Origin of the sequence: Terriglobus albidus, assembly GCF_008000815.1 — a bacterium.
Classification (GTDB): domain Bacteria; phylum Acidobacteriota; class Terriglobia; order Terriglobales; family Acidobacteriaceae; genus Terriglobus; species Terriglobus albidus_A.
Genome location: NZ_CP042806.1, coordinates 3,049,075 through 3,069,025 on the forward strand (window position 1 = coordinate 3,049,075; position 19,951 = coordinate 3,069,025).

General features: G+C 58.5%; 20 protein-coding genes. 9 read left to right on the forward strand and 11 right to left on the reverse strand.

Annotated features, from left to right (window positions below):
- Positions 1–7 precede the first annotated feature (7 nt).
- Positions 8–1,075, reverse strand: a complete 1,068-nt coding sequence (locus tag FTW19_RS12055) for a LacI family DNA-binding transcriptional regulator (RefSeq protein WP_147647858.1) — start codon at positions 1,073–1,075, stop codon at positions 8–10.
- A gap of 200 nt (positions 1,076–1,275) precedes the next feature.
- On the opposite strand from FTW19_RS12055, the gene FTW19_RS12060 reads away from it, so the two are divergent.
- Entirely contained in the window at positions 1,276–1,878 is a 603-nt protein-coding gene (locus tag FTW19_RS12060; protein WP_147647859.1) for a ComEA family DNA-binding protein, read from the forward strand.
- Positions 1,879–2,016: 138 nt separating this feature from the next.
- Here the strand turns inward: FTW19_RS12060 and FTW19_RS12065 are convergent, their stop codons facing one another.
- The 7 genes from FTW19_RS12065 to FTW19_RS12090 form a co-directional block, all read right to left on the reverse strand.
- Positions 2,017–3,258, reverse strand: coding sequence for a vWA domain-containing protein (locus FTW19_RS12065; RefSeq protein WP_147647860.1), 1,242 nt, complete (start codon positions 3,256–3,258; stop codon positions 2,017–2,019).
- 23 nt (positions 3,259–3,281) lie between these two features.
- Positions 3,282–3,968, reverse strand: coding sequence for a class I SAM-dependent methyltransferase (locus FTW19_RS12070; protein WP_246153706.1), 687 nt, complete (start codon positions 3,966–3,968; stop codon positions 3,282–3,284).
- Positions 3,969–4,049: 81 nt separating this feature from the next.
- The gene (locus tag FTW19_RS25815) at positions 4,050–4,265 is read right to left on the reverse strand and encodes a hypothetical protein (RefSeq protein WP_187143442.1); all 216 of its coding nucleotides are present in this window, start codon (positions 4,263–4,265) and stop codon (positions 4,050–4,052) included.
- 4 nt (positions 4,266–4,269) lie between these two features.
- A complete protein-coding gene (locus FTW19_RS12075) occupies positions 4,270–5,826 on the reverse strand; it encodes a magnesium chelatase (protein WP_246153707.1) in 1,557 nt (518 codons plus the stop codon).
- Between the two features lie 11 nt (positions 5,827–5,837).
- A complete protein-coding gene (locus tag FTW19_RS12080; RefSeq protein ID WP_187143443.1) occupies positions 5,838–6,602 on the reverse strand; it encodes an MgtC/SapB family protein in 765 nt (254 codons plus the stop codon).
- Positions 6,603–6,734: 132 nt separating this feature from the next.
- Positions 6,735–7,043 (reverse strand): tetratricopeptide repeat protein, encoded by a 309-nt coding sequence (locus tag FTW19_RS12085; protein ID WP_147647862.1) that lies wholly within the window; start codon positions 7,041–7,043, stop codon positions 6,735–6,737.
- 20 nt (positions 7,044–7,063) lie between these two features.
- Positions 7,064–8,020, reverse strand: a complete 957-nt coding sequence (locus FTW19_RS12090) for a quinone oxidoreductase family protein (protein ID WP_147647863.1) — start codon at positions 8,018–8,020, stop codon at positions 7,064–7,066.
- Between the two features lie 74 nt (positions 8,021–8,094).
- Here FTW19_RS12090 and FTW19_RS12095 point away from each other — a divergent pair, with 74 nt between their 5' ends.
- The 5 genes from FTW19_RS12095 to dnaJ all read left to right on the forward strand — a co-directional run bounded on the left by FTW19_RS12095 (position 8,095) and on the right by dnaJ (position 12,618).
- Positions 8,095–8,616, forward strand: coding sequence for an acyl-CoA thioesterase (locus tag FTW19_RS12095; protein WP_147647864.1), 522 nt, complete (start codon positions 8,095–8,097; stop codon positions 8,614–8,616).
- A 41-nt stretch (positions 8,617–8,657) separates the two neighbouring features.
- The gene (locus FTW19_RS12100) at positions 8,658–9,491 is read left to right on the forward strand and encodes an Mrp/NBP35 family ATP-binding protein (protein ID WP_147647865.1); all 834 of its coding nucleotides are present in this window, start codon (positions 8,658–8,660) and stop codon (positions 9,489–9,491) included.
- 213 nt (positions 9,492–9,704) lie between these two features.
- The gene (gene hrcA, locus FTW19_RS12105; RefSeq protein WP_246153708.1) at positions 9,705–10,772 is read left to right on the forward strand and encodes a heat-inducible transcriptional repressor HrcA; all 1,068 of its coding nucleotides are present in this window, start codon (positions 9,705–9,707) and stop codon (positions 10,770–10,772) included.
- A 34-nt stretch (positions 10,773–10,806) separates the two neighbouring features.
- Complete coding sequence (gene grpE, locus FTW19_RS12110) at positions 10,807–11,337, forward strand: nucleotide exchange factor GrpE (RefSeq protein WP_147647866.1); 531 nt, start codon at positions 10,807–10,809, stop codon at positions 11,335–11,337.
- 138 nt (positions 11,338–11,475) lie between these two features.
- Complete coding sequence (gene dnaJ / locus FTW19_RS12115; RefSeq protein WP_147647867.1) at positions 11,476–12,618, forward strand: molecular chaperone DnaJ; 1,143 nt, start codon at positions 11,476–11,478, stop codon at positions 12,616–12,618.
- A 77-nt stretch (positions 12,619–12,695) separates the two neighbouring features.
- Here the strand turns inward: dnaJ and FTW19_RS12120 are convergent, their stop codons facing one another.
- The 3 genes from FTW19_RS12120 to FTW19_RS12130 all read right to left on the reverse strand — a co-directional run bounded on the left by FTW19_RS12120 (position 12,696) and on the right by FTW19_RS12130 (position 16,078).
- On the reverse strand, positions 12,696–13,406 hold the full coding sequence (locus tag FTW19_RS12120) for an RsmE family RNA methyltransferase (RefSeq protein ID WP_147647868.1): 711 nt from the start codon (positions 13,404–13,406) through the stop codon (positions 12,696–12,698).
- Between the two features lie 253 nt (positions 13,407–13,659).
- The gene (locus tag FTW19_RS12125) at positions 13,660–15,045 is read right to left on the reverse strand and encodes an L-serine ammonia-lyase (RefSeq protein ID WP_147647869.1); all 1,386 of its coding nucleotides are present in this window, start codon (positions 15,043–15,045) and stop codon (positions 13,660–13,662) included.
- Positions 15,046–15,127: 82 nt separating this feature from the next.
- A complete protein-coding gene (locus tag FTW19_RS12130) occupies positions 15,128–16,078 on the reverse strand; it encodes a HEAT repeat domain-containing protein (protein WP_187143444.1) in 951 nt (316 codons plus the stop codon).
- A gap of 105 nt (positions 16,079–16,183) precedes the next feature.
- Between FTW19_RS12130 and FTW19_RS12135 the strand changes: the two genes are divergently transcribed.
- The 3 genes from FTW19_RS12135 (at position 16,184) to rho (ending at position 19,890) form a co-directional block, all read left to right on the forward strand.
- Positions 16,184–17,761 (forward strand): YifB family Mg chelatase-like AAA ATPase, encoded by a 1,578-nt coding sequence (locus tag FTW19_RS12135; protein WP_147647871.1) that lies wholly within the window; start codon positions 16,184–16,186, stop codon positions 17,759–17,761.
- 500 nt (positions 17,762–18,261) lie between these two features.
- A complete protein-coding gene (locus tag FTW19_RS12140; RefSeq protein WP_147647872.1) occupies positions 18,262–18,480 on the forward strand; it encodes a DNA-directed RNA polymerase subunit omega in 219 nt (72 codons plus the stop codon).
- Positions 18,481–18,639: 159 nt separating this feature from the next.
- A complete protein-coding gene (gene rho / locus FTW19_RS12145) occupies positions 18,640–19,890 on the forward strand; it encodes a transcription termination factor Rho (protein ID WP_147647873.1) in 1,251 nt (416 codons plus the stop codon).
- Positions 19,891–19,951 lie beyond the last annotated feature (61 nt).

Sequence of the window (19,951 nt, forward strand, 5' to 3'; positions counted from 1 at the left end):
CACCAGCTTATTCCTTGGCGTGCTTCTTTGTCTCGCTCTTTGCGGGTTCGTCTTTCAGGCGGCCTGCCGAGGACTCGCGTACGACCAGCTCGGCCGGAAGCTGCACGCGGGTAATGGGAGGTGGAGACTGCTCTCCGCCTTCAATACGCCGCAGCAGTACTTCCACCGCGCGGTGCCCCATCTCGTAGGTGGGCTGCACCACGGTAGAGATCCCGGGCTTGAAGAGGGCCTCGGCGTTTACCTGGTCGAAGGTCACAAAGGCGAAGTCCCTCGGCGTGCGCAGACCAAGTGAGTAGAGGCTGCGGAGCGCGGCCATACCGGTAACGCCGTTGGTTGCCAGCAGTGCCGTCGGCTTGCTATCACCCGTGCGGAAGCCCCGCTGACACAAGCCGGAGACGACTTCCTGGCCAAACGCCGCATTCCAGATCAGCGAGTCATCCACCGGAATACCCGCGCGGGTCAATGCGTTGCGATAGCCGCGAAGACGTTCGCGCTCATTCTGCAGCGAAAGGGGACCGGTGATGATGGCGATGCGGGTATGACCGTTCTCGATGAGATGAGCCGTTGCCATCTCGGAGGCGCCGGCGTCATCGACGCAGACCGAGTCAACCTCCAGATCAACTGGCACGCGGTCAACGCAGATGATCGGAGAGCCGGCGACGCTTTGCGGATCTTCAGTCTCGGCGGCTTCGCGTGATTGAGCCGTTACCAGCAGAATGCCTTCCACTCGCTGCGCGCGCAGCAGGGCCAGCATGTCGGCTTCACGTTCGGCGCTGCCTTCGGAGTCAAGCACGATAAGGAAGTATCCACGCTCGCGCGCCGCGGCCTCGGCTCCACGCACAATCTTCGGGAAGAAGGGAATCGTGATGTCAGGGATGACGATGCCCAGCGTATAAGTGCGATTGGTCTTCAGGCTCCGGGCGATCAGGTTGGGCCGATAGTTGAGGACGCGGATCGCCTCCAGCACCTTCTGCCGCGAGCGTTCGCTCACCTTTGCAGATCCGCTGATAACGTTTGAAACCGTACCGGCGGAGACGCCGGCGAGCTTCGCGAGTTCTTTCTGATTCGGTGCCATGGGCCGGAAACAATTCCTTTAGATCGTTGGCTATGCGTCCAGATACATCAACCAACTCTACATGCGACTCTATATGAGAGTCGACGCCCGGTCACGAACGAATACCGCGCAGAGTCTTACGATATGGCTCACCAGTTGGCCTGGTGAGAAGTCAGAATGTTAAAATCCCGTCAGGGTCTACCAACGGGAAGGTGAGGGAAATGAGCGCTTTACATACGAAATGGAATCAGCTCACAAGCAAGCTGAATCCGGTGTATCTGAAGTTCACAGGTGCAGGTATTGGGGTTGCGTTGTGTCTGGTGGCTATTTCGGTCACCGCAGAGCCGAAGCCGGCCGATCCGCCGGCAGCCGTCATGGCCGCGTATCAGCAGGATGAGCATCCTGAGTTTCCCGCCGGTCCGGGACGCGATGTGACGCTGCGTGTGTGCAGCCGTTGCCACTCGCCGAACAACATCGTCAGCCGCCCGCAGAACCGCGAGGGCTGGGAAGCGACCATTGCCAAGATGGTGGACATGGGAGCCACCGCCAGCGATGAGGACTTCGCCGCCATCCTCGACTACGTCTCCAAGAACTTCCCCGCACCTGGTACGGGTGGTGGAGCTGCAGCGACGGCACACGTCAATGCAAACAAGGCGACCGCCGCTGACCTGGCCAAGGCTCTCAGCCTGACCGATAAGGAAGCCGCCGCGATCGTGGACTACCGCACCAAGAACGGCGACTTCAAGACGATCGATGATCTGAAGAAAGTTCCGGATGTGGACGGCAAGAAGATCGACGATAAGAAAGACATCATCGACTTCTAACGCGTACGAGACTACAGAAAGCGAAAGCCCCTCCGTGCGAGGGGCTTTCGCTTCTTTGGTTCCTATGCACTGGGTGAATGTCCCTCGGGGACATGGGTATTCGAGCGAAGCTCGAACCGTCTTATCTGCAGATCCTTTCTAATGAACAGTTCTCATCCGCCGCTGCATGAAATCCATCAACAGATAACTCCCCAGCGTCTGCGGCGTGGTGAAGTACGCCTTCCCACGGCACATCGCGGTCACCTTCTGCACAAATTGCACCAGGGCAAAATCATTGGTGAGCATGAAGGTATTGATCTGAATGCCGGATCGCTTGCACCGTCCCACCTCTTCCAGCGTCTCAGAGACAACAAGAGGATCAAGCCCAAACGCATTCTTATAAATACGTCCGTCAGGCAGGGTCAGCGCCGAAGGCTTACCGTCCGTGATCATTACGATCTGCTTCATCTGCTTGTTGGAGCGGGAAAGAATGCGGCGGGCGACCTTGAAGCCCTCGCGGGTGTTCGTATACCAGGGGCCCACCTTCACGCGGCCAAGCTGCGAGATAGGAATCTCCTCGGCTGAATCATGAAAGAGCACCAGGTGCAGCGAGTCACCGGGGAACTGCGTACGCGTCAGGTGCGAGAGCGCCATGGCGACTCGCTTCGCCGGCGTAAAGCGGTCTTCACCATAGAGGATCATCGAATGCGAGCAGTCGAGCATCACTACCGTGTCGCAAGATGCCTGGAACTCTGACTGATGCACGTACAGATCGCTGTACTCAATGTTCAGAGGCATGCTCAGTCCTTCGCGTTCAATGGCGGACTTCAGCGTAGCAGTTACGTCGAGATTGAGCGTGTCGCCAAACTCATAGGGCTTGGACGATCCGCTGGCCTCGACACCAGATGCTTCCTGGATCGTGTCATGACGACCGAAGTTGGCGCGGCCCATAGAGCCAAGCAGATTGCGCAGGGCCTTGTATCCGAGAAAGTCCATCGACTTGTCGGTGACCTCGAAGCGGACCTGCGACTCGTTGCGGCCGACCTCGCCTGGCGCCGTGGACTGCTGCGTCCTGTCCGAGGTCTCCGCATCGGTGCGGATCATGTTCTCGTTCTGCATGCGCTCGACCAGGCGGTCGACCAGGCTCTCCTGCTGTTCGGCAGACATCTCGTCGTACTGCTGCTGTGTCTGCTCGTCGAGGAAGTCGCCGTTCTCCAGCAACTGGCGGATGGCCTCGCGCAGGTCGTCGAGCGTCTGGTCGAGATTCATCTCATTGAATTCGGCGTAAGGGTTCTGGAAGCCGGAATCGAGCAGAAAATCGCCGAGCGCTTCCATCAGCTCTTCAAGGCCAAGCTCGCTGGCCAGGTCGCCCTCATACTTCTTGTAGCGCGTCGTCTTCATCGGCCTGCTTCGATGATACGCCCCTATACGTGTGTACCGGCCATCACAGCGAAGCGGGCCTCCTTGAACCAGCAGTCGGCGTCAGCAAAACCTGCCTCACGCATCCAGTGCAGTTGCTCCTCGACCGGAGAGCACTTGTCATCGGTCATGCGGTAGAGACTCGCTTTGATCTGGTCTTCTGTCGCTCCATTCACCCTCACCTGACGCAGCCAGAGCTCATGGTAGCGATCGGTGACGGCGGGCACAGATCCGGCCACCTGATCGGCATTGATGAACACGCCGCGCAGTTTCAATGCCTTGAAGGCGGCACGGAAGACCTGCTGCTTTGCTTCGTCCGTTGAGTGATGGATCGAAAGGGCAGAGACGACCGCACAGGCGTCACCGGGGAGGGCGTCGCGGGTGTAGTCAAGCTGGTGGAAATAGATGCCGCCGTCATGCGCGAGACGCTCGCGAGCGATCCCGAGCATCGATGGCGAGAGATCGACGAGATGAATCTGCGCCTCCGGAAAGTGCTGCCGGATAAGCGCTGTCAGAATGCCGGTACCGGCTCCGAGGTCGATGATGGTTTTCGCTGCGGGAGGAATCAGGCGGATGGCCCAGCCGTAGAAATCGTCGTGCGAGGGGATCAGCTTTGCACGGTCCTGGTCGTAGGTGGCGGCGGTGGTATCGAAGATAAGTTGCGTAGCGCTGATGTTCATGACCTGAACCATAAGCGCCGTCGTGGTGAAGCGAAAGCCAGTATAAGAAAGAGTAATCTTGAAATTCGAATTACTTTCCCGGTGGAGCACGCCCTAATCGTTATTAGGGTTGCCTCTTCCAGAAATGGCGTACCACGCGCAGCGGATCGCAAGGAGAAGAGCAGCAAAACCGGCCAGATTGAGACGTAAATCCCAGCGGTTATAGTCTCCGAAGAAGCGGAGCAGAATTACGCCAGCAAACCCCAGAACGATAGCTGAGATCCCGTGAATCCAACGTGCGAGATAGTCGTCTTTCCCGTTGAATTCCATCTACCTAGTTAAAGCCGCGCCTGGTCCGGTTCTTTGCTTCCCACTCAGCGCGTTCCTTCTCACGTTCGCGCACTGTCTCATGGAAATTCGCCGCCTGCTCATTGCGGCGTGCCTTCTCCCCAGCGGAGAAGCTGCGTTCTTCGCTGCGGGTAATGCGACGATGCGCCGTCATACCCTCCAGCAGAAACTCTGCTGCCGAGACGGCGAGTTCTGGAGACGACTTTGAGGTGATGCCCAGCGGCTCCAGCTTGTCCATGAGCCCTTGAATCTGCTTGAGTTCTTTCAGGGATGCGGCTGCAGCCTGCTGATCGTTCAACTGAACCGTGCCGCCGAGATTGAACCACTCCTCAATCTGTTGCGTGTTGATGTTGGCGAAATACTTGTCGAAGCTACGTTGCACCGCCTGGCGAATGATGTCGTGCACAATCACGTCGGCGCCGCGCATCTCGCCTTCGTACTCCAGCTCGATCTTGCCGGTGATGCCAGGAAGCGCCGTGTAGATATCGCCGATCCGAGGCACGGCCAGAGTCTCGTCATGCATCAGCGCACGCCGCTCGGCGTTCGATAGAACAAGCTCCATCGTCGAGATCGGCAGGCGCTGTGAGACACCGGAGCGCTTGTCCACCTTCTTGTCTTCACGGGCCAGGAAGGCGATCAACTCGACGACCTCTCGGATGTACTGCGGAATCTCGATCTCCGCGTTGGGGCGTGACGCCCATGCCTCCTGCGTGGTGATGGTAATGGCCTCTTCCAGCGATTCGGGATAGTGCGTACGGATCTCGGAGCCGATGCGGTCTTTGAGCGGCGTTACAATCTTGCCGCGTGCCGTATAGTCCTCGGGATTGGCGGAGAAGGCAATGGCAACATCCAGCTGCAGACGGACGGGGTAGCCCTTAATCTGAACGTCGCCCTCCTGCATGATGTTGAAGAGCGCCACCTGGATCTTACCGGCAAGGTCAGGTAGCTCATTGATGATGAACAGGCCGCGATTGGAGCGGGGCAGAAGACCATAGTGCATGGTCAGTTCAGAGGAGAGCTCCTGTCCGCCGCGTGCCGCCTTGATGGGATCGAGGTCACCGACCAGATCGGCGACGGTGACATCCGGAGTCGCCAGCTTCTCGACGTAGCGTTCGTCGGGTGTGAGCCAGGCGATAGGCGTGTCGTCACCCTGTTCCGCGATGAGATCGCGCGAGAACTTGCTTAGCGGCTTATACGGATTGTCGCGCAGCTCCGATCCGGCGATATAAGGGATGACAGAATCCAGCAGGCCGGTCAACGCGCGCAGGATACGGCTCTTGGCCTGACCGCGCAGCCCGAGAAGGATAAAGTTATGCCGCGACAGCACGGCATTCACAATCTGCGGAATGACGGTGTCTTCGTAACCAACGATGCCGGGAAAGATGGTCTCCCGGGAGCGCAGACGCGCAATCAGGTTTTCGCGTAGCTCATCCTTGACGGAGCGGTTTACGCGCTCCGGAGTCCACTCGCTCTTCTTCAATGCGCCAAGGGTCAGGGGCAGGTTCGTCGGTACCGGCATGCCACAAGTATAGGCTTCATGCATACGGAGCGCTCCTACTCTTCCCAGGAGAAGGTCCGAAGTCCTGGAAGTGCTCGCAGTTCCGTGAACGGTCGTGGCGTATGCGGCTGGTGTCCTCCCCTGGTGTTCCAGGTGATGTCGCATCGCAACGTGGTGATTCCGTTGACCTCATCGTGCATCACATGCCAGCGGTCCGCTTTGAATCCTGTCGAGGCCAGCAGGAACATCACCTCGGTCTCGATGGTCGGCGTATACGTAATCGATACCGCTAACGTTCCGCGACGCTTCCGCGGCAGTACGTCATCGACGTACCGCAGCAGCCAAAGGATGATGAGCGCCAGGACAGAGCCGATGCTGGCCAGGACGAGCTGACCGAGGCCGAACAGGATGCCCAGGATAGTGACGATCCAGATGGTCGCTGCTGTCGTGAGACCCGTGATGAAATTGTCACGGCGCACAATTGCACCTGCACCGATGAAACCGATACCAGTCAGAACGCCGAGCGGTAAACGCATCGGGTCGATCTGGACAAATGAGTTGAGCGCCTTGCCTACCGTCGGCAGAACGAGATTCGCCTGCAATCCAGCGAGTGTTGCCGCCAGGCAGACCAGCATGATGGTGCGAAGTCCGGCGGGGTGCGAGCGTTCATCACGATTGAAGCCAATCCCAGCGGAAGCCAGGGCAGCCAGTCCCAGGCGCAACGCGACATCCGTCCACGTCACCACAGGAGACATTACAGGCAGTTGGACAGCAAGCATGGCCACCATGCTACCCGAGGTGGACTGTTCGCGATAGAGCATTCTCCTAAAGGAGTAGAGCGGAATTCTGGCTGTTTGCGCCGTTTTCCGCCAAGAAAACGGCATTCGCGGACTTATCCAACACCACTGCATTAGGAGAATTGCTCTAGACGAAAGCGTTCGGTGAAGTGCCTCTTAGGGAAGGTCTGCCAGAAGACCGGAGAGCTCTGACAGCGCATGCCCGTTACCGGTCTTCTCTGCCGCTGCGAGCCCCGCTTCCAGCCGCTCGCGCGCTTCACTGTAGCGGCCCAGCTTGATCAGTGTCTGTGCCGCCATCTGATGTCCCGGAACGTAATCAGGCTGGTGCTCGCGCAATGTCTGAAATTCACGGAGGGCAGCGTCCGTATCGCCCTTACCCAGGTGCTCCATGGCGAGTCCGTAGCGTGCGAAGGCGTTGGCGGGGTCCTGAGTGAGAATCTCGGTCAGTGCGGCAATCTTGTCCATAAGGTTAGTCTAGCGACAATCTAGGGACGAAGAACGACACGCGGCTCATTCGGTTCAGTCCATGCACCGGTAACCTCTTCCAACGGACGCGATACGAACTTCGTCTGAAAGGGCTTTCTGCTGCAGGCTTCAAAGAACTGTTTGATGGCGATGCGGAGCTCATCCATTGAGGCCGAACCGAAGCCCGAGCCCAACAACTCAACTCCGCTTGAACGGAGATGAGATGCCGGCAGTGAGATCGCCGGTCCAGCGGATGAGCCAATCTGGATAAACCGGATGCGTGGGGCGTGATGCGAGAGGCCCTTATGCGCGATGGCACTCAGCATGGCCTCCGCAGGCGCTCCCCAAAGATAGTCGAGGACAACATCGACGCCGTTGGTTGCAATCTCATTGCGGAATGCCTCGATAAGGTCTTCCGGAGAAAGCATCAGCGAGATCGTCGCATCTGCACCCAGGGCCGTAAGCTCTTCCAGGGCCGCCGCATTTCTGCCGCATGCAACAACTCGCCGCGCTCCAAGATGTTTTGCAATCTGCACGGCGAGCTGTCCCGCGGCGCCGGTAGCACCGAGGATCAGCACTGACTCGCCCGGTTGAAACTTCGCACGCATGGACAGTGCTGCCCATGACGACATCGCTGGGTTCGCGGCCGCAGCGGCGAAGGCATCGTCCACACTCTCCGGAAGGTCAATCATGAAGTCGCCGGCCAGAGTGTACTGAGCCATCGATCCGAAAGGTGGGCGGGCAATGCCGAAGAAGACGCGTCTGCCGTCAGGTGCCGTTCCCACGCCGTCTACGCCCGGAACAAACGGAAACTTGCCGGTACTGCCGTAGTGTGTTCCGTTGGCAAGTGCCTTCACGATGGGGTGAATTCCGGCTGCCGTTACCCTGATCAGAGTCTCGTTTTCAGAAGGAACGGGGTCCTGAACGTCGTTGAAAGCGGGCAGCTGGGCGTACGACGTGACGAGTGCGGATTTCATATACCTAGCTTGATGCATCCGAGGAGCATTTGGGTAAAAGAAAACGAAACCGGCTACGGCGGTAAACTATTGGTATGCAAGAGAAGCGACAGCGTACGGTCGTCGAAAGTCAGGCCGAGCGCAGCGAAGTGATCTTTCCCGCCGATGCAAATGGGCTCGGCAACCTCTTCGGCGGACGTCTGATGCAGTTTATTGATCTGGTAGGTGCAGTTGCCGCCTACCGGCATGCACGAGCGACGACAGTCGTCACCGCCAGTATGGACTCGCTCGATTTCGTCGCACCGGTTCACGTGGGCGAGGTGCTGATTTTGAGGGCGAGCGTTAACCGTGCCTTCCGCACCTCCATGGAGGTTGGCGTCAAGGCGATGGTGGAAGATCCGAAGAGCGGCGAACTTCGTCATGTCTCCTCGGCGTACCTCACCTATGTGGCCGTCGACGAGAAAGGGAATCCCGTCCCGGTGGATTGCATCCTTCCTGAGACGGAGCATCAGAAGCGCCGCTATGAGGATGCACTGAAGCGGCGCGAGGCGCGCAGCGGCGAAACGGAGCGCAAGAAGCGCGTCCGCAAAAGTCTTGAAACCGGCTGGTATCTCTAACCGCAACCGCCGCAACCGAAAGAGATTTAGGAGTCAACCATATGGGACACATGGGACATGGCGCGCCTCAGGGCCCGCAGAGATTGCCTGGAATTGCCAACGTCATTGCCATCGGCAGCGGTAAGGGTGGCGTAGGAAAAACCACAACGAGCGTGAACCTGGCCATCGCGCTTGCGAAGCTCGGGTATCGTGTCGGCCTGGTAGATGCCGATATCTATGGCCCGAACGTGCCCATCATGCTGGGAACACAGCGCCAGCCGAACGTAGTCGGTGAGAACCGCATTGAGCCTATTCAGGCACACGGGGTTAAGTTCATCTCCATCGGCCTCATCTCGCCTGGCGACAAGCCAATGGTGATGCGCGGACCGATGCTGCACCAGATCATCCGTCAGTTCCTGCAGCAGGTGGAGTGGGGAGAGCTGGATTACCTTGTGGTCGACCTGCCTCCGGGAACCGGCGATGTGGTGATCTCGCTGGTACAGACAGTACCTCTGACCGGCGCCGTGGTGGTCTCAACGGGCTCCAGTGTGGCGCTGCAGGACGCGCGTAAGGCGCTGGAGATGTTCCACCAGGTAAATGTCGAAGTCCTCGGTATGGTGGAAAACATGAGTCAGATGCGTATGCCCGACGGCACGATGCTGGACGTCTTCGGCGCCGGGGGAACGGAGCAGACAGCACGGCAGTTCGGTCTGCCGTTCCTCGGCAGCGTCGATCTCGATCCCGAAATTCGCTCCAGTGGAGACCGCGGTCTTCCCGTGGCTCTCGGAGGGGAGACTTCCGAACGTGCAAAGGGCTTCTATGAGATCGCCCGCAACGTCATCTCCCGTGCAGCCGAGGTAAGCGCCAAGTCTGACGACGTGCTCGAGATCACCTAGGCATATCGTTTAATCGACCTCAGAACTGGGTGCCCCATCCATCGCAAAGCGATGGGTGGGGTATTCGAGCGCATCTGAACCCGCCACCGCTTCGTCCCGGCCTGTCTAAGCCGCACCATGCAAAGGCTTTGCGGAAAGCAGTCCACGGCGGACCGCTTTTTCCGGTGGAGCTATCTCTCCGGAATGGTCCACAATAGGTGTATGGGGCAGGGCGTGACTGCAAATCTCTCTCTACGCAAGCTGGCTGTACTTACGGCCATCGTGGAGGAGTATGTCTCATCGGGCGAGCCGGTCTCGTCTCAGGCGGTTGTGCGGAATGCCGTCGGTGAGATCTCAGGGTTGAGCTCCGCGACCATCCGCAATCTGATGGTCGACCTCTCTGACGATGGCCTCCTGGAGCAGCCGCATACATCCGCTGGACGCATTCCTACCGCGTCCGGATTCCGTGTCTATGTTGAACGTATCCGCTCCGGACAGGCAAGCTTGCTTGAACAGTCGCGCGTTGCGATCGATCAGCAGTTGCAGGGAGTCGGTAATACCCAGAACTTTCTGGAACGCACCAGCCGGGTTCTTGCCGCGCTCTCCAGTGGCGTTGGCATCGCATTTGCCAGCGCGCGCATCAGCGACCAGTTGGAGCACATCTATTTCTCGCGCCTGGGCTCCGGCCGTGTGATGGCTGTCGTCGTAACCCGGCCAGGCGTCGTGCGCGATCGCATGCTGACGGTAAGTCACGATCTGACTGTCTCTGACCTGGAGCGCGCGGCGAGCTATCTGAATGAAAACTTTCGCGGATGGACGCTCGATGCCATTCGAGGAGAGCTGGGACTTCGCATTGAAAGCGAGCGTAGCGAATACCACCAGCTTCTCGCCCGCGTGAAAGAGCTCTGGGGACAGGCGCTGCCTTCCGGTGAGACCGTGGTGCAGACCGTATACGTGGATGGCGTCGCCAACCTGGTGGCCAGCCATGCGGATAGAGATCGTCTACGCGCCATGATGCAGGCGCTCGAGACCAAACAGCGGTTGATCGATCTGTTGAACGCCTATATCGACGCGCAGCAGAAGAGCGTTCGCGTCATCTTCGATCTGGAAGAGCATGCTCCCGGAATGGAGGGGTTGGTTCTAGTAGCCGCTCCTGCATCGGTAGCCGGGGAAACCCGGGGAGCGCTGGCCGTCATCGGACCCCAACGAATGCGTTACGAGCAGACGATGGGCGCCGTCAGCTACGTCGCGCATCTCTTCGACCGGATGCTCCACACCGGCGGCACCACAGAGTTGCCCTGATGCGAGAGAATAGATGAGAAGGATTTTCAGGAATATGAGTCAAGAAACTGAGATGCAGGAGCAGGCGGTAGCTGCTCCCGTGGAAGGAACCGAAGCCGCCACCGCGGCTGAGCTGGAGACAGTGAAGGCAGAGCGTGACAGCCTGGTGGACCGTCTTGCCCGGCTGCAGGCGGAGTTCGATAACTTCCGCAAGCGTGAAGCCAAAGAGCGTTCGGAGTTCCGGGACTATGCCGTCTCGAACGCCGTGGAACACTTCCTGCCCGTGCTGGACAACTTCCAGCTTGCGCTGAAGTCGCAGGGAAGCGCGGAGCAGCTTCGCTCCGGTGTCGAGTTGATTCTGAAGCAGATGGAAGAGGCGTTGAAGACATTGGGCGTTACCCCGGTCGAGACCGTCGGAGCGCAGTTTGACCCGCGCTTCCATGAGGCTCTGGGGTCGGTTGAAACTTCCGAGTATCCCGATCATCAGGTACTTGAGGAAGTGCGGCGCGGATACCGCATCAAAGACAAACTGCTGCGCCCGGCGATGGTAAAGATCGCCGTCAATCATGCGCAGGTAAACGACTGAGCAAGTCGCCTAAAGGCGTAGAGCGGAGCCTGGGCTGTCTGCGCCGTTTTCCTTGCAAAGAAAACGGCTTTCGCAGATTTATCCAGAGCTACAGTATTAGGAGAATTGCTCTAGCAATCTTGCAGGGATGCAGTACGGATGAGTGCGACGGCTAACGTGAAGATTGATTACTACGAAGTCCTGGAAGTATCGCGGACAGCGACAGATACGGAACTGAAAGCCGCCTATCGCAAGATGGCGCTGAAATATCACCCCGACCGCAATCCGGATAATGCGGACGCCGAAGAACGCTTCAAGGCATGCAGCGAGGCATACCAGGTGCTCAGCGATCCGAACAAGCGCGCCGCGTATGACCGCTTTGGACATGCCGGCGTCAGCGGAGCGGGTGCAGGCGGCGGATTTACCGGCAGCCCCTTCGGTGACGCGCAGGATCTCGGCGATATCTTTGGGGACCTCTTCGGCGAGATGTTCGGCGGTGGGCGCGGCGGCAGCCGTCCGACGCGTGAGCAGCGTGGACGCGATCTTCGTTACGACCTCAAGATCGAGTTCGAAGATGCCGCCTTCGGCAAAGAGCAGGAGATCAAGATCCGCCGGATGGAGATCTGCGACGACTGCCACGGCAGCGGCGCGGCGAGGGGCAAGCAGCCCATCACCTGCCCGCACTGCGGCGGCCGCGGACAGGTACGCATGCAGCAGGGGTTCTTCTCCATCGCTCGTACCTGCACCTCGTGCCAGGGCACTGGAACGTTGATTGTGGATCCGTGTCCAACCTGCCGCGGCGAAAGCCGTGTGCAGCGCGAGCACGTCATCCTGGTGAAGATTCCTGCGGGCGTCGAGGATGGCACACGCATCCGCTATGGCGGCGAAGGCGAGGCTGGACGTTTCGGTGGACCGTCAGGCGACCTGTACGTCGTACTTACGGTGAAGGCACATGCGTTCTTTGAGCGCGATGGCGATGATCTTCACTGCTCCATGCCGATCTCGTTCCCACAGGCGGCTCTCGGTGCAGAGCTGGAAGTGCCTACGCTCGAAGGTCCGGCGACCATCAAGATTCCTGAAGGCACGCAGAGCGGCAAAGTCATCAAGCTGAAGGGTAAGGGGGTACCCCACCTGAACGCCAGTGGTAAGGGCGATCTGTTGGTGGAGATCCGCGTGCAGACGCCGACCAAGCTCAGCAAGCAGCAGCGCGAGCTTCTGGAACAGCTGAGCGAGAGCATGTTGATTGAGAACGCGCCGCATGGCCGCGGCATCTTCGACAAGATGAAGGATATATTCAGCTAACGAGCGGAGCTCGTAGGGATCGGATCTCTTTCGATTGGATTGAAGGCGCGACCTCTGGCCGCGCCTTTCTCTTTGCTCTATAGGAAAGCTCCGGCGATCGCCAGCGCTGCAATGGCAGCCGTCTCTGCCCGAAGAATTCTGGGACCGATGGTCACCGGGGTCCAGGTGTGTTGTTGGAAGAGCGCCATCTCCTCAGGCGTCCATCCGCCTTCGGGACCGATGGCGAGTGCGGTGGCCTCAGCCTGGCGAAGTGCGGAAGCGATGGTGGTCTGCTGTTCTGTCTCCGACAGCAGGATTTTGATTGTGAAGGTTTCTTTGCCGAGAGCAGCCTTCAAGGTCACGGGATCGCCGATCTCGGGAACGGATGCGCGGCGTGACTGCTTGCTGGCTTCCAGCGCGATGCGGCGCCAGCGCTCGACACGTTTGGCCGCGGCTTGTGCCAGGTGTTTCTCCGTGCGGCGAGCCAGAATGGGAGTGATGCGCTCGACGCCGAGTTCCGTGGCTTTTTCGATGGCCCACTCCATACGGTCGAACTTGAAGATCGCCAGCAGCAGATGAACCGGAAGTGCATGGTCGATCTCCTGCTCTTCGTGCAGGTCGAAACGAACCTCATCCTCGCTGACACTTGCTACGGTTGCGCGATGCAGAAAGCCGCCTGCAACGACGTCAAAGGTCTGACCGACCTCGGCGCGCAAGACCCGCGCGAGGTGTTGCGCTTGTTCTCCCAGCAGGGAAGCAGAGGTTCGTTCGTCATTCCATCGATCGGCAATCCAGCGGCGTCGTGTCATCACATCCAGCTTAAACACTGTGGGGAGCGCTGTCGCGCTCCCCACATGTGTTGCCTTGTTTGTTGCCTTACGTTGGAGGCTGACTCCCGGCGGTCTACTTTTTCGCCGTTCTTGTCGCCTCTCTATTCTCCCTGTTGCAGACAGCAACGCTGACTTGCAACTAGGGAATGTATAGAAGTCTGAAAAAACTGTGTCAAGAGAAAAGTGAAGAAAGTTGCAACGAAGTTTGCGACGGCCCGAATGAGAACTCGTCTCAACACTCGATGACATTCAACGCAAGACCTGCAAGTGAGGTCTCTTTATAGCGCGATTGCATGTCGAGACCTGTCTGATACATCGTCTTGATTACCTGATCGAGCGATACTTTGTGGCCTTCTGTTTCATGCATTGCCATGCGTGAAGCGTTCACTGCCTTTACTGCTCCCATCGCATTGCGCTCAATGCATGGGATCTGCACGAGACCGCCGATGGGATCGCATGTCATGCCGAGGTTGTGCTCCATGGCGATCTCCGCTGCGTGTTCCACCTGATCGTTGCTGCCATGCAATGCGGCGACGAGTCCGCCTGCCGCCATGCTGCAGGCAACGCCTACCTCTCCCTGGCATCCCACTTCAGCTCCAGAGATGGAGGCGTTCTCCTTGTACAAGACACCGATCGCGGCCGATGTAAGGAAGTAACGCAGAATGCCTTCGGTGTCTGCATCCGGAATGAAGTTCAGGTAGTAGTGCGCGACTGCAGGGATAATGCCCGCCGCTCCGTTTGTCGGCGCGGTGACCACACGACCGCCCGCGGCATTTTCTTCATTGACTGCCATGGCATAGACCGTGACCCAGTCCATCGGCGCCAACGGATCTTTACTGCGCTCTGCACGCAGACGCGTCGTAAGTCTGGGGGCGCGTCGGCGTACATTAAGACCGCCAGGAAGAATGCCTTCTGTCGTGATGCCTTTCTCCGTGCACTCCTGCATCACCTTCCAGATGGCGAGGATACGCTCTCGAACCACTGCTTCACTGCCGGCGAGTGCCACCTCGTTCGCCATGACGGCTTGTGCAATCGTCAGACCATGTTGCGCGGTAATCTGCAGCAGTTCAGCTGCCGAGTGAAACGGATACGGTACGTTACGCGTGGCAACAGCGCTTTGCCGTCCGAAGTCCTCTGCCTGCACCACAAAGCCGCCGCCTATTGAGAAGATCGTCTCCTGGTGCAGCGTATTGCCTTCCTTATCAAATGCCGTGAACCGCATGCCATTCGGATGAGAGGGAACTGCTGGATCGGGATACATCTGGTTGCGGAGGAAGAGAAGCTCTCCTCCTTCTCGCAGCGTTACTGCGTGATCCGCCGCCAACTGGATGCGGCCATCCGTTTGCCAGTCAGCGAGGATACGTTCGATGGTCGCGGGTGTTACCTGATCTGGAGCCTCGCCTGAGAGGCCAAGCACAATCGCCTTATCGCTGCCGTGTCCATGCCCGGTAAGCGCCAGGGAGCCGAACAGTTCCACGAAGACCCGGCTGGTTTGCGAGAGCAGACCCGACTGCCGCAGATGCTGCGTGAATTGCAGCGCTGCACGCATGGGACCGACTGTGTGTGAGGAGGAGGGACCAATGCCGATCTTGAAGAGCTCGAAGAGGGAAGTATTCACTGTCGTTCACCGGCCGGCTGTTCCAATACAGAAAGGCAGAGCTGCCGGCTCTGCCTTTCAGAGTACATGGATACATCTGGCTCTAGGGCTTTGATGAGGGCTTTATTGTCTTGCTCTTATGCTTCGGAACAATCGGAGCGGAGGAGCGCACCGAGGTCAGGCGAATGGCGGCTGCCGCAGCCGTAATCCGTACCGCAGGCTTGCTGTCGAGAAAGAGAGGGATGAGGTTCTCCGCGAGACCCGGGTCCTGGAAGTCGCCAAGCATACGCGCTGCCGTCAACCGTACTTCCTGATCCTTGTCATCGAGCGCATCAATCAACTCCTTGCGAACCTCCGGGCTCTTGTTCTGCGCGATCAGTTCTGTCGCAATGACGCGTGGACTGTCTCCGCCGGCCTTGTGCATGTAGTTGTACGCCGCAATGCCGATGCCGAAGGGGCCAAGGACGAACGGCGCTGTCATCTTTGCGATCTCGGCAGGGGAGTGCATATCCTTGCTGGCCTGATGCATCGCTCCGCCAAGCATGCCTGCATTTCCTTTGCGTTCGCCTTCAACGACAGCGAAGAGAAGGTCCTGCCCTGAGTGATCTCCCATGCTCCACAGCGTAGTCGCGGAGGCGAAGGCGATCTGCGGCTTGGGATCATCCAGCAGTTTGCGCAGTGTTGGTACGAACATGGAATTCTTCGTCTGCCCCATGGCGGCGATGGCAGCAATACGTACGTCAAGATCGGGGCTGTCGATCGCCTCCAGCAACATCTTTTGTGCCTTCGGTTCTCCGCCTAAATCGCCAAGGGCAGCGACGACGATGACGAGCGTCTCGGTTTTCTTTTCGGATGCCTCTTTATCCAGCAGGGTCCAGGCATCCGTATTGATCTGTGAAGGGGTAGCCTTCGGCGGTTCGGGGGTTGCATCCTCTGCAGAACGTCGCATCTCCGCAGGTGCAACCGCGTGAAGACAGAGAAATAAGACAATCAGTCCGCCGACCCAGGCAAGAAGATGCAGCGACCGACGCAAACGAGACGTATAAGCCTTCATGTTGTTTTTCCGGCGCTTGCAGCGGGAAGAGTTCTGCAGCGTTCTACTGCTTGGTTGGATGCTATAGTCGGAAGAATTTACTGCCTTCGCGAAACACAGGTTTACATGCTCTTTAAGACTCGTAGTGCTGCCGTTTACGGTATCGACGCACATTTGATTGATGTTGAGGTTGACTTTTCCACAGTGGTCCGAGACGCGGAGACCTTTTCAACCGTCGGCCTGCCCGATGCAGCCGTGAAAGAGAGCCGTGATCGTGTACGCAGCGCTATCCGCAACTCCGGCTTCGATATGCCGCCGGTGCGCATCACCATCAACCTCGCTCCCGCGGATATACGTAAGGAAGGTTCAGGGTTCGATCTACCGATCGCGCTTGGCATCCTGGGCGCCTATGGCGCATTGCAGCCGATTGATCTTACAGAGTTTCTCTTTCTCGGAGAGCTTGGGTTAGACGGCACTGTGCGTGCGGTACAGGGAATTCTTCCCGTAGCTGTTGCTGCACGGCAGAAGGGCGTGAAGCGGCTGGTGGTTCCAACCGTGAACGCACGCGAGGCTGCCGTCGTTGATGGCCTCATGGTGTATCCGGTGCGAAGCCTGATCGAGGTAAGGGAACTGATCAATGGCATCGCTACCGGGCAGGAGAGTATCGCACCAGTGCAGCTGGATAAGAGCACGCTGCTGGATGAGATTCAGGATGCAATGCCGGACTTCTCGGATGTTCGCGGTCAGCATACGGCGAAGCGCGCTCTGGAGGTTGCCGCCGCCGGCGGACATAACGTGCTGATGATTGGACCTCCGGGCAGCGGTAAGACGATGCTCGCAAAGCGGTTCCCGTCGGTTCTGGCTCCGCTGATGTTTGAAGAGGCACTGGAGACGACCAAGATCCATTCGGTTGCCGGCGTATTGAATGCCGAGACCGGCCTGGTGACACATCGTCCCTTCCGTTCTCCTCATCACACCGTCAGTGATGCCGGTCTGATCGGTGGTGGCGCTGTGCCGCGTCCGGGAGAGGTATCCCTGGCTCATAACGGCGTTCTCTTTCTGGATGAGCTGCCGGAGTTTCCAAGAAACGTGCTGGAGGTGATGCGGCAACCGCTAGAGGATGGCACGGTGACCATCTCGCGGGCTTCCATGAGCCTGAGCTTTCCGGCTCGGTTCATGTTGATCGCCGCGATGAATCCATGTCCTTGCGGCTACTTCAATGACAAGAGCCGCGAGTGTATGTGTACGCCGCCGATGATCCAGCGGTATGTCTCCAAGGTCTCCGGCCCTCTGCTGGACCGTATCGACATCCACATCGAGGTTCCGGCGGTGCAATATAGGGAACTGCGTTCGGGAGCAGCGGCGGAAGGTTCAAAAGAGATCCGGTCTCGGGTGTTGGAAGCGCGCCGACGGCAGCATGAACGCTTCGCGCTGGCTCCGGAAGGGGCAAAACGCGGCCGCAAAATCTTCGCCAATGCCCAGATGTCGACGCAGCAGATCCGTCTGCACTGCGAGCTTGCTTCGGACGCTGAACGTCTTCTGGAGCGCGCCATGCAGCAGCAGGGACTCAGCGCGCGTGCGCATGACCGCATTCTCAAAGTTGCCCGGACGATTGCCGATCTGTCGGGTGAAACACAGATCGGTGTGCCGCACATCGCCGAGGCGATCCAATATCGCACACTCGACCGACAGTACTGGTCCTGAGGTTGCCCTGTTTTCGGGGCATATATCTCATAAGTTATTGTATTTTATGGATCTAAAAATCTTCCATTTTTGGAAGGCAGGAATTCTCTCGAATACCGAAAAAAGTATTGACCTCGCCCTCCCTTAGGCGTTACCTTCTGGAAGGTCGCGGTTGGCGGGCTGGATTCCGGGTTCGCTGCGGTGGCCAAGGGTTTCCCGTCAGGCCAGGTGTGACCCAGTCGAATTCAAATGTAAGCACGGGGCGATAGAACCCCGAATCATGGCGTCAGTTCCGTTTGGAGGTTCCTCTGGGATCTGTCACGGCGCCATCTCCACAAAGGCAGATGTGGATGTAGACAGAGAGCGCAGATTTGCGTTCGCCCGAATGGACAAAAGATAGGTGCATCCTGGAGTACCAGCGCATCGTCTATTGAACAGAAACACGATTTGCAGCTAACGAAGTCTGCGGTCGATAGCAGCGCCGGGTGAGGACTGCACCCCGGTATAAGAGAGGAATAGGTATGCGCTCAGATCTTATTTTTGGAGCACTTACGCACGTCAAGAACCGTTACCAGCTTTGCCAGCTCGCTTCCAAGGCTACGCGTAAGCTCCACAAGCCCAACACCCGTGTTCAGGACACCACGAACGAAGTTCTCGGTCGTTTTCGCTCAGAGTCGCCGGTCCATGGCACCGCCAGCCTGGCTCACTCTGATCGCGTGCAGAATCGCCGCGCGGCCTAATCGGCCTCGCGGCGTTTGCCGCTTCCTTGCATCTGGTTTGTAGTTCTACCGTAATACCTCTTCTGCAACATCCCCTTCAGCAAATCGTAGTCAGTCGTTCCGCAGTGGACATCCCCGCCCGCAGCAAGACACTCCCCAATTTACGTACAAAAGGCAACAATGACGATTTCAGAACTCAAAGAAATGAATATCCAGGAGCTGGGCAAGCTAGCGCGCAGCCTTGAGATTCCTGGGACCAGCGGACTGCGTAAGCAGGATCTTATCTTCAAGATTCTTCAGGCCCAAAGCGAGAAGGAAGGCCATATCTTCGCCGAGGGCGTGCTTGAAATTCTGCCTGATGGCTACGGATTCCTCCGTTCTCCGGACTACAACTATCTGCCCGGCCCGGACGACATCTACGTTTCTCCATCACAGATCCGCAAGTTTGATCTCAAGACCGGCGACACCATCAGCGGTAACGTCCGCCCGCCGCACGAGGGCGAAAAGTACTTCGCTCTGGTTAAGATTGAGGCCATCAACTTCGAGTCACCGGAAGAGACCCGCTCGAAGATCCTGTTCGACAACCTGACCCCTCTCTATCCGCAGGAACGCCTGAAGATGGAGACGGTGCGTGACAACATTTCCGGTCGCGTGATGGATCTGCTGACTCCGATGGGCAAGGGCCAGCGTGGCCTGATCGTTGCTCCTCCGCGTACCGGTAAGACCATGCTGCTGCAGTCGATCGCGAACTCGATCACCGCGAACCACCCCGAGGTGGTGCTGATCGTTCTGCTGATCGACGAGCGCCCGGAAGAAGTGACGGACATGCAGCGTTCCGTCAAAGGCGAGGTCATCTCTTCGACCTTCGATGAGCCCGCTGCCCGCCACGTCCAGGTCGCCGAGATGGTGATCGAGAAGGCGAAGCGCCTGGTGGAGCACAAGCGCGACGTCGTGATCCTGCTGGACTCCATTACTCGTCTCGCACGCGCCTACAACACCATCGTTCCGCCCAGCGGCAAGGTCCTCTCCGGCGGTGTAGACTCTAACGCCCTGCAGCGCCCGAAGCGCTTCTTCGGCGCGGCCCGCAACATCGAAGAGGGTGGCAGCCTGACGATCATCGCTACGGCCCTGGTCGATACCGGCTCGCGTATGGATGAAGTCATCTTCGAAGAGTTCAAGGGAACCGGTAACTCCGAAGTCATCCTGGAGCGCAAGCTTGTCGACAAGCGCGTCTTCCCGGCGATCGACATCCAGCGCTCCGGTACGCGTAAGGAAGAGCTGCTCATCGCGAAGGAAGATCTGCAGCGTATCTGGATCCTGCGCAAGGTCCTCAATCCGCTCAGCCCGGTGGAAGCGATGGAACTGCTCACCGACAAGCTCGGCAAAACCCGCAACAACAGCGAGTTCCTGCACAACATGAACTCACTGTAATCACGTTTCGCTCTTCTGGCGCAGATCGCTTCGGCGGTGCGTGCGGTCCAGGTGGTGAGAG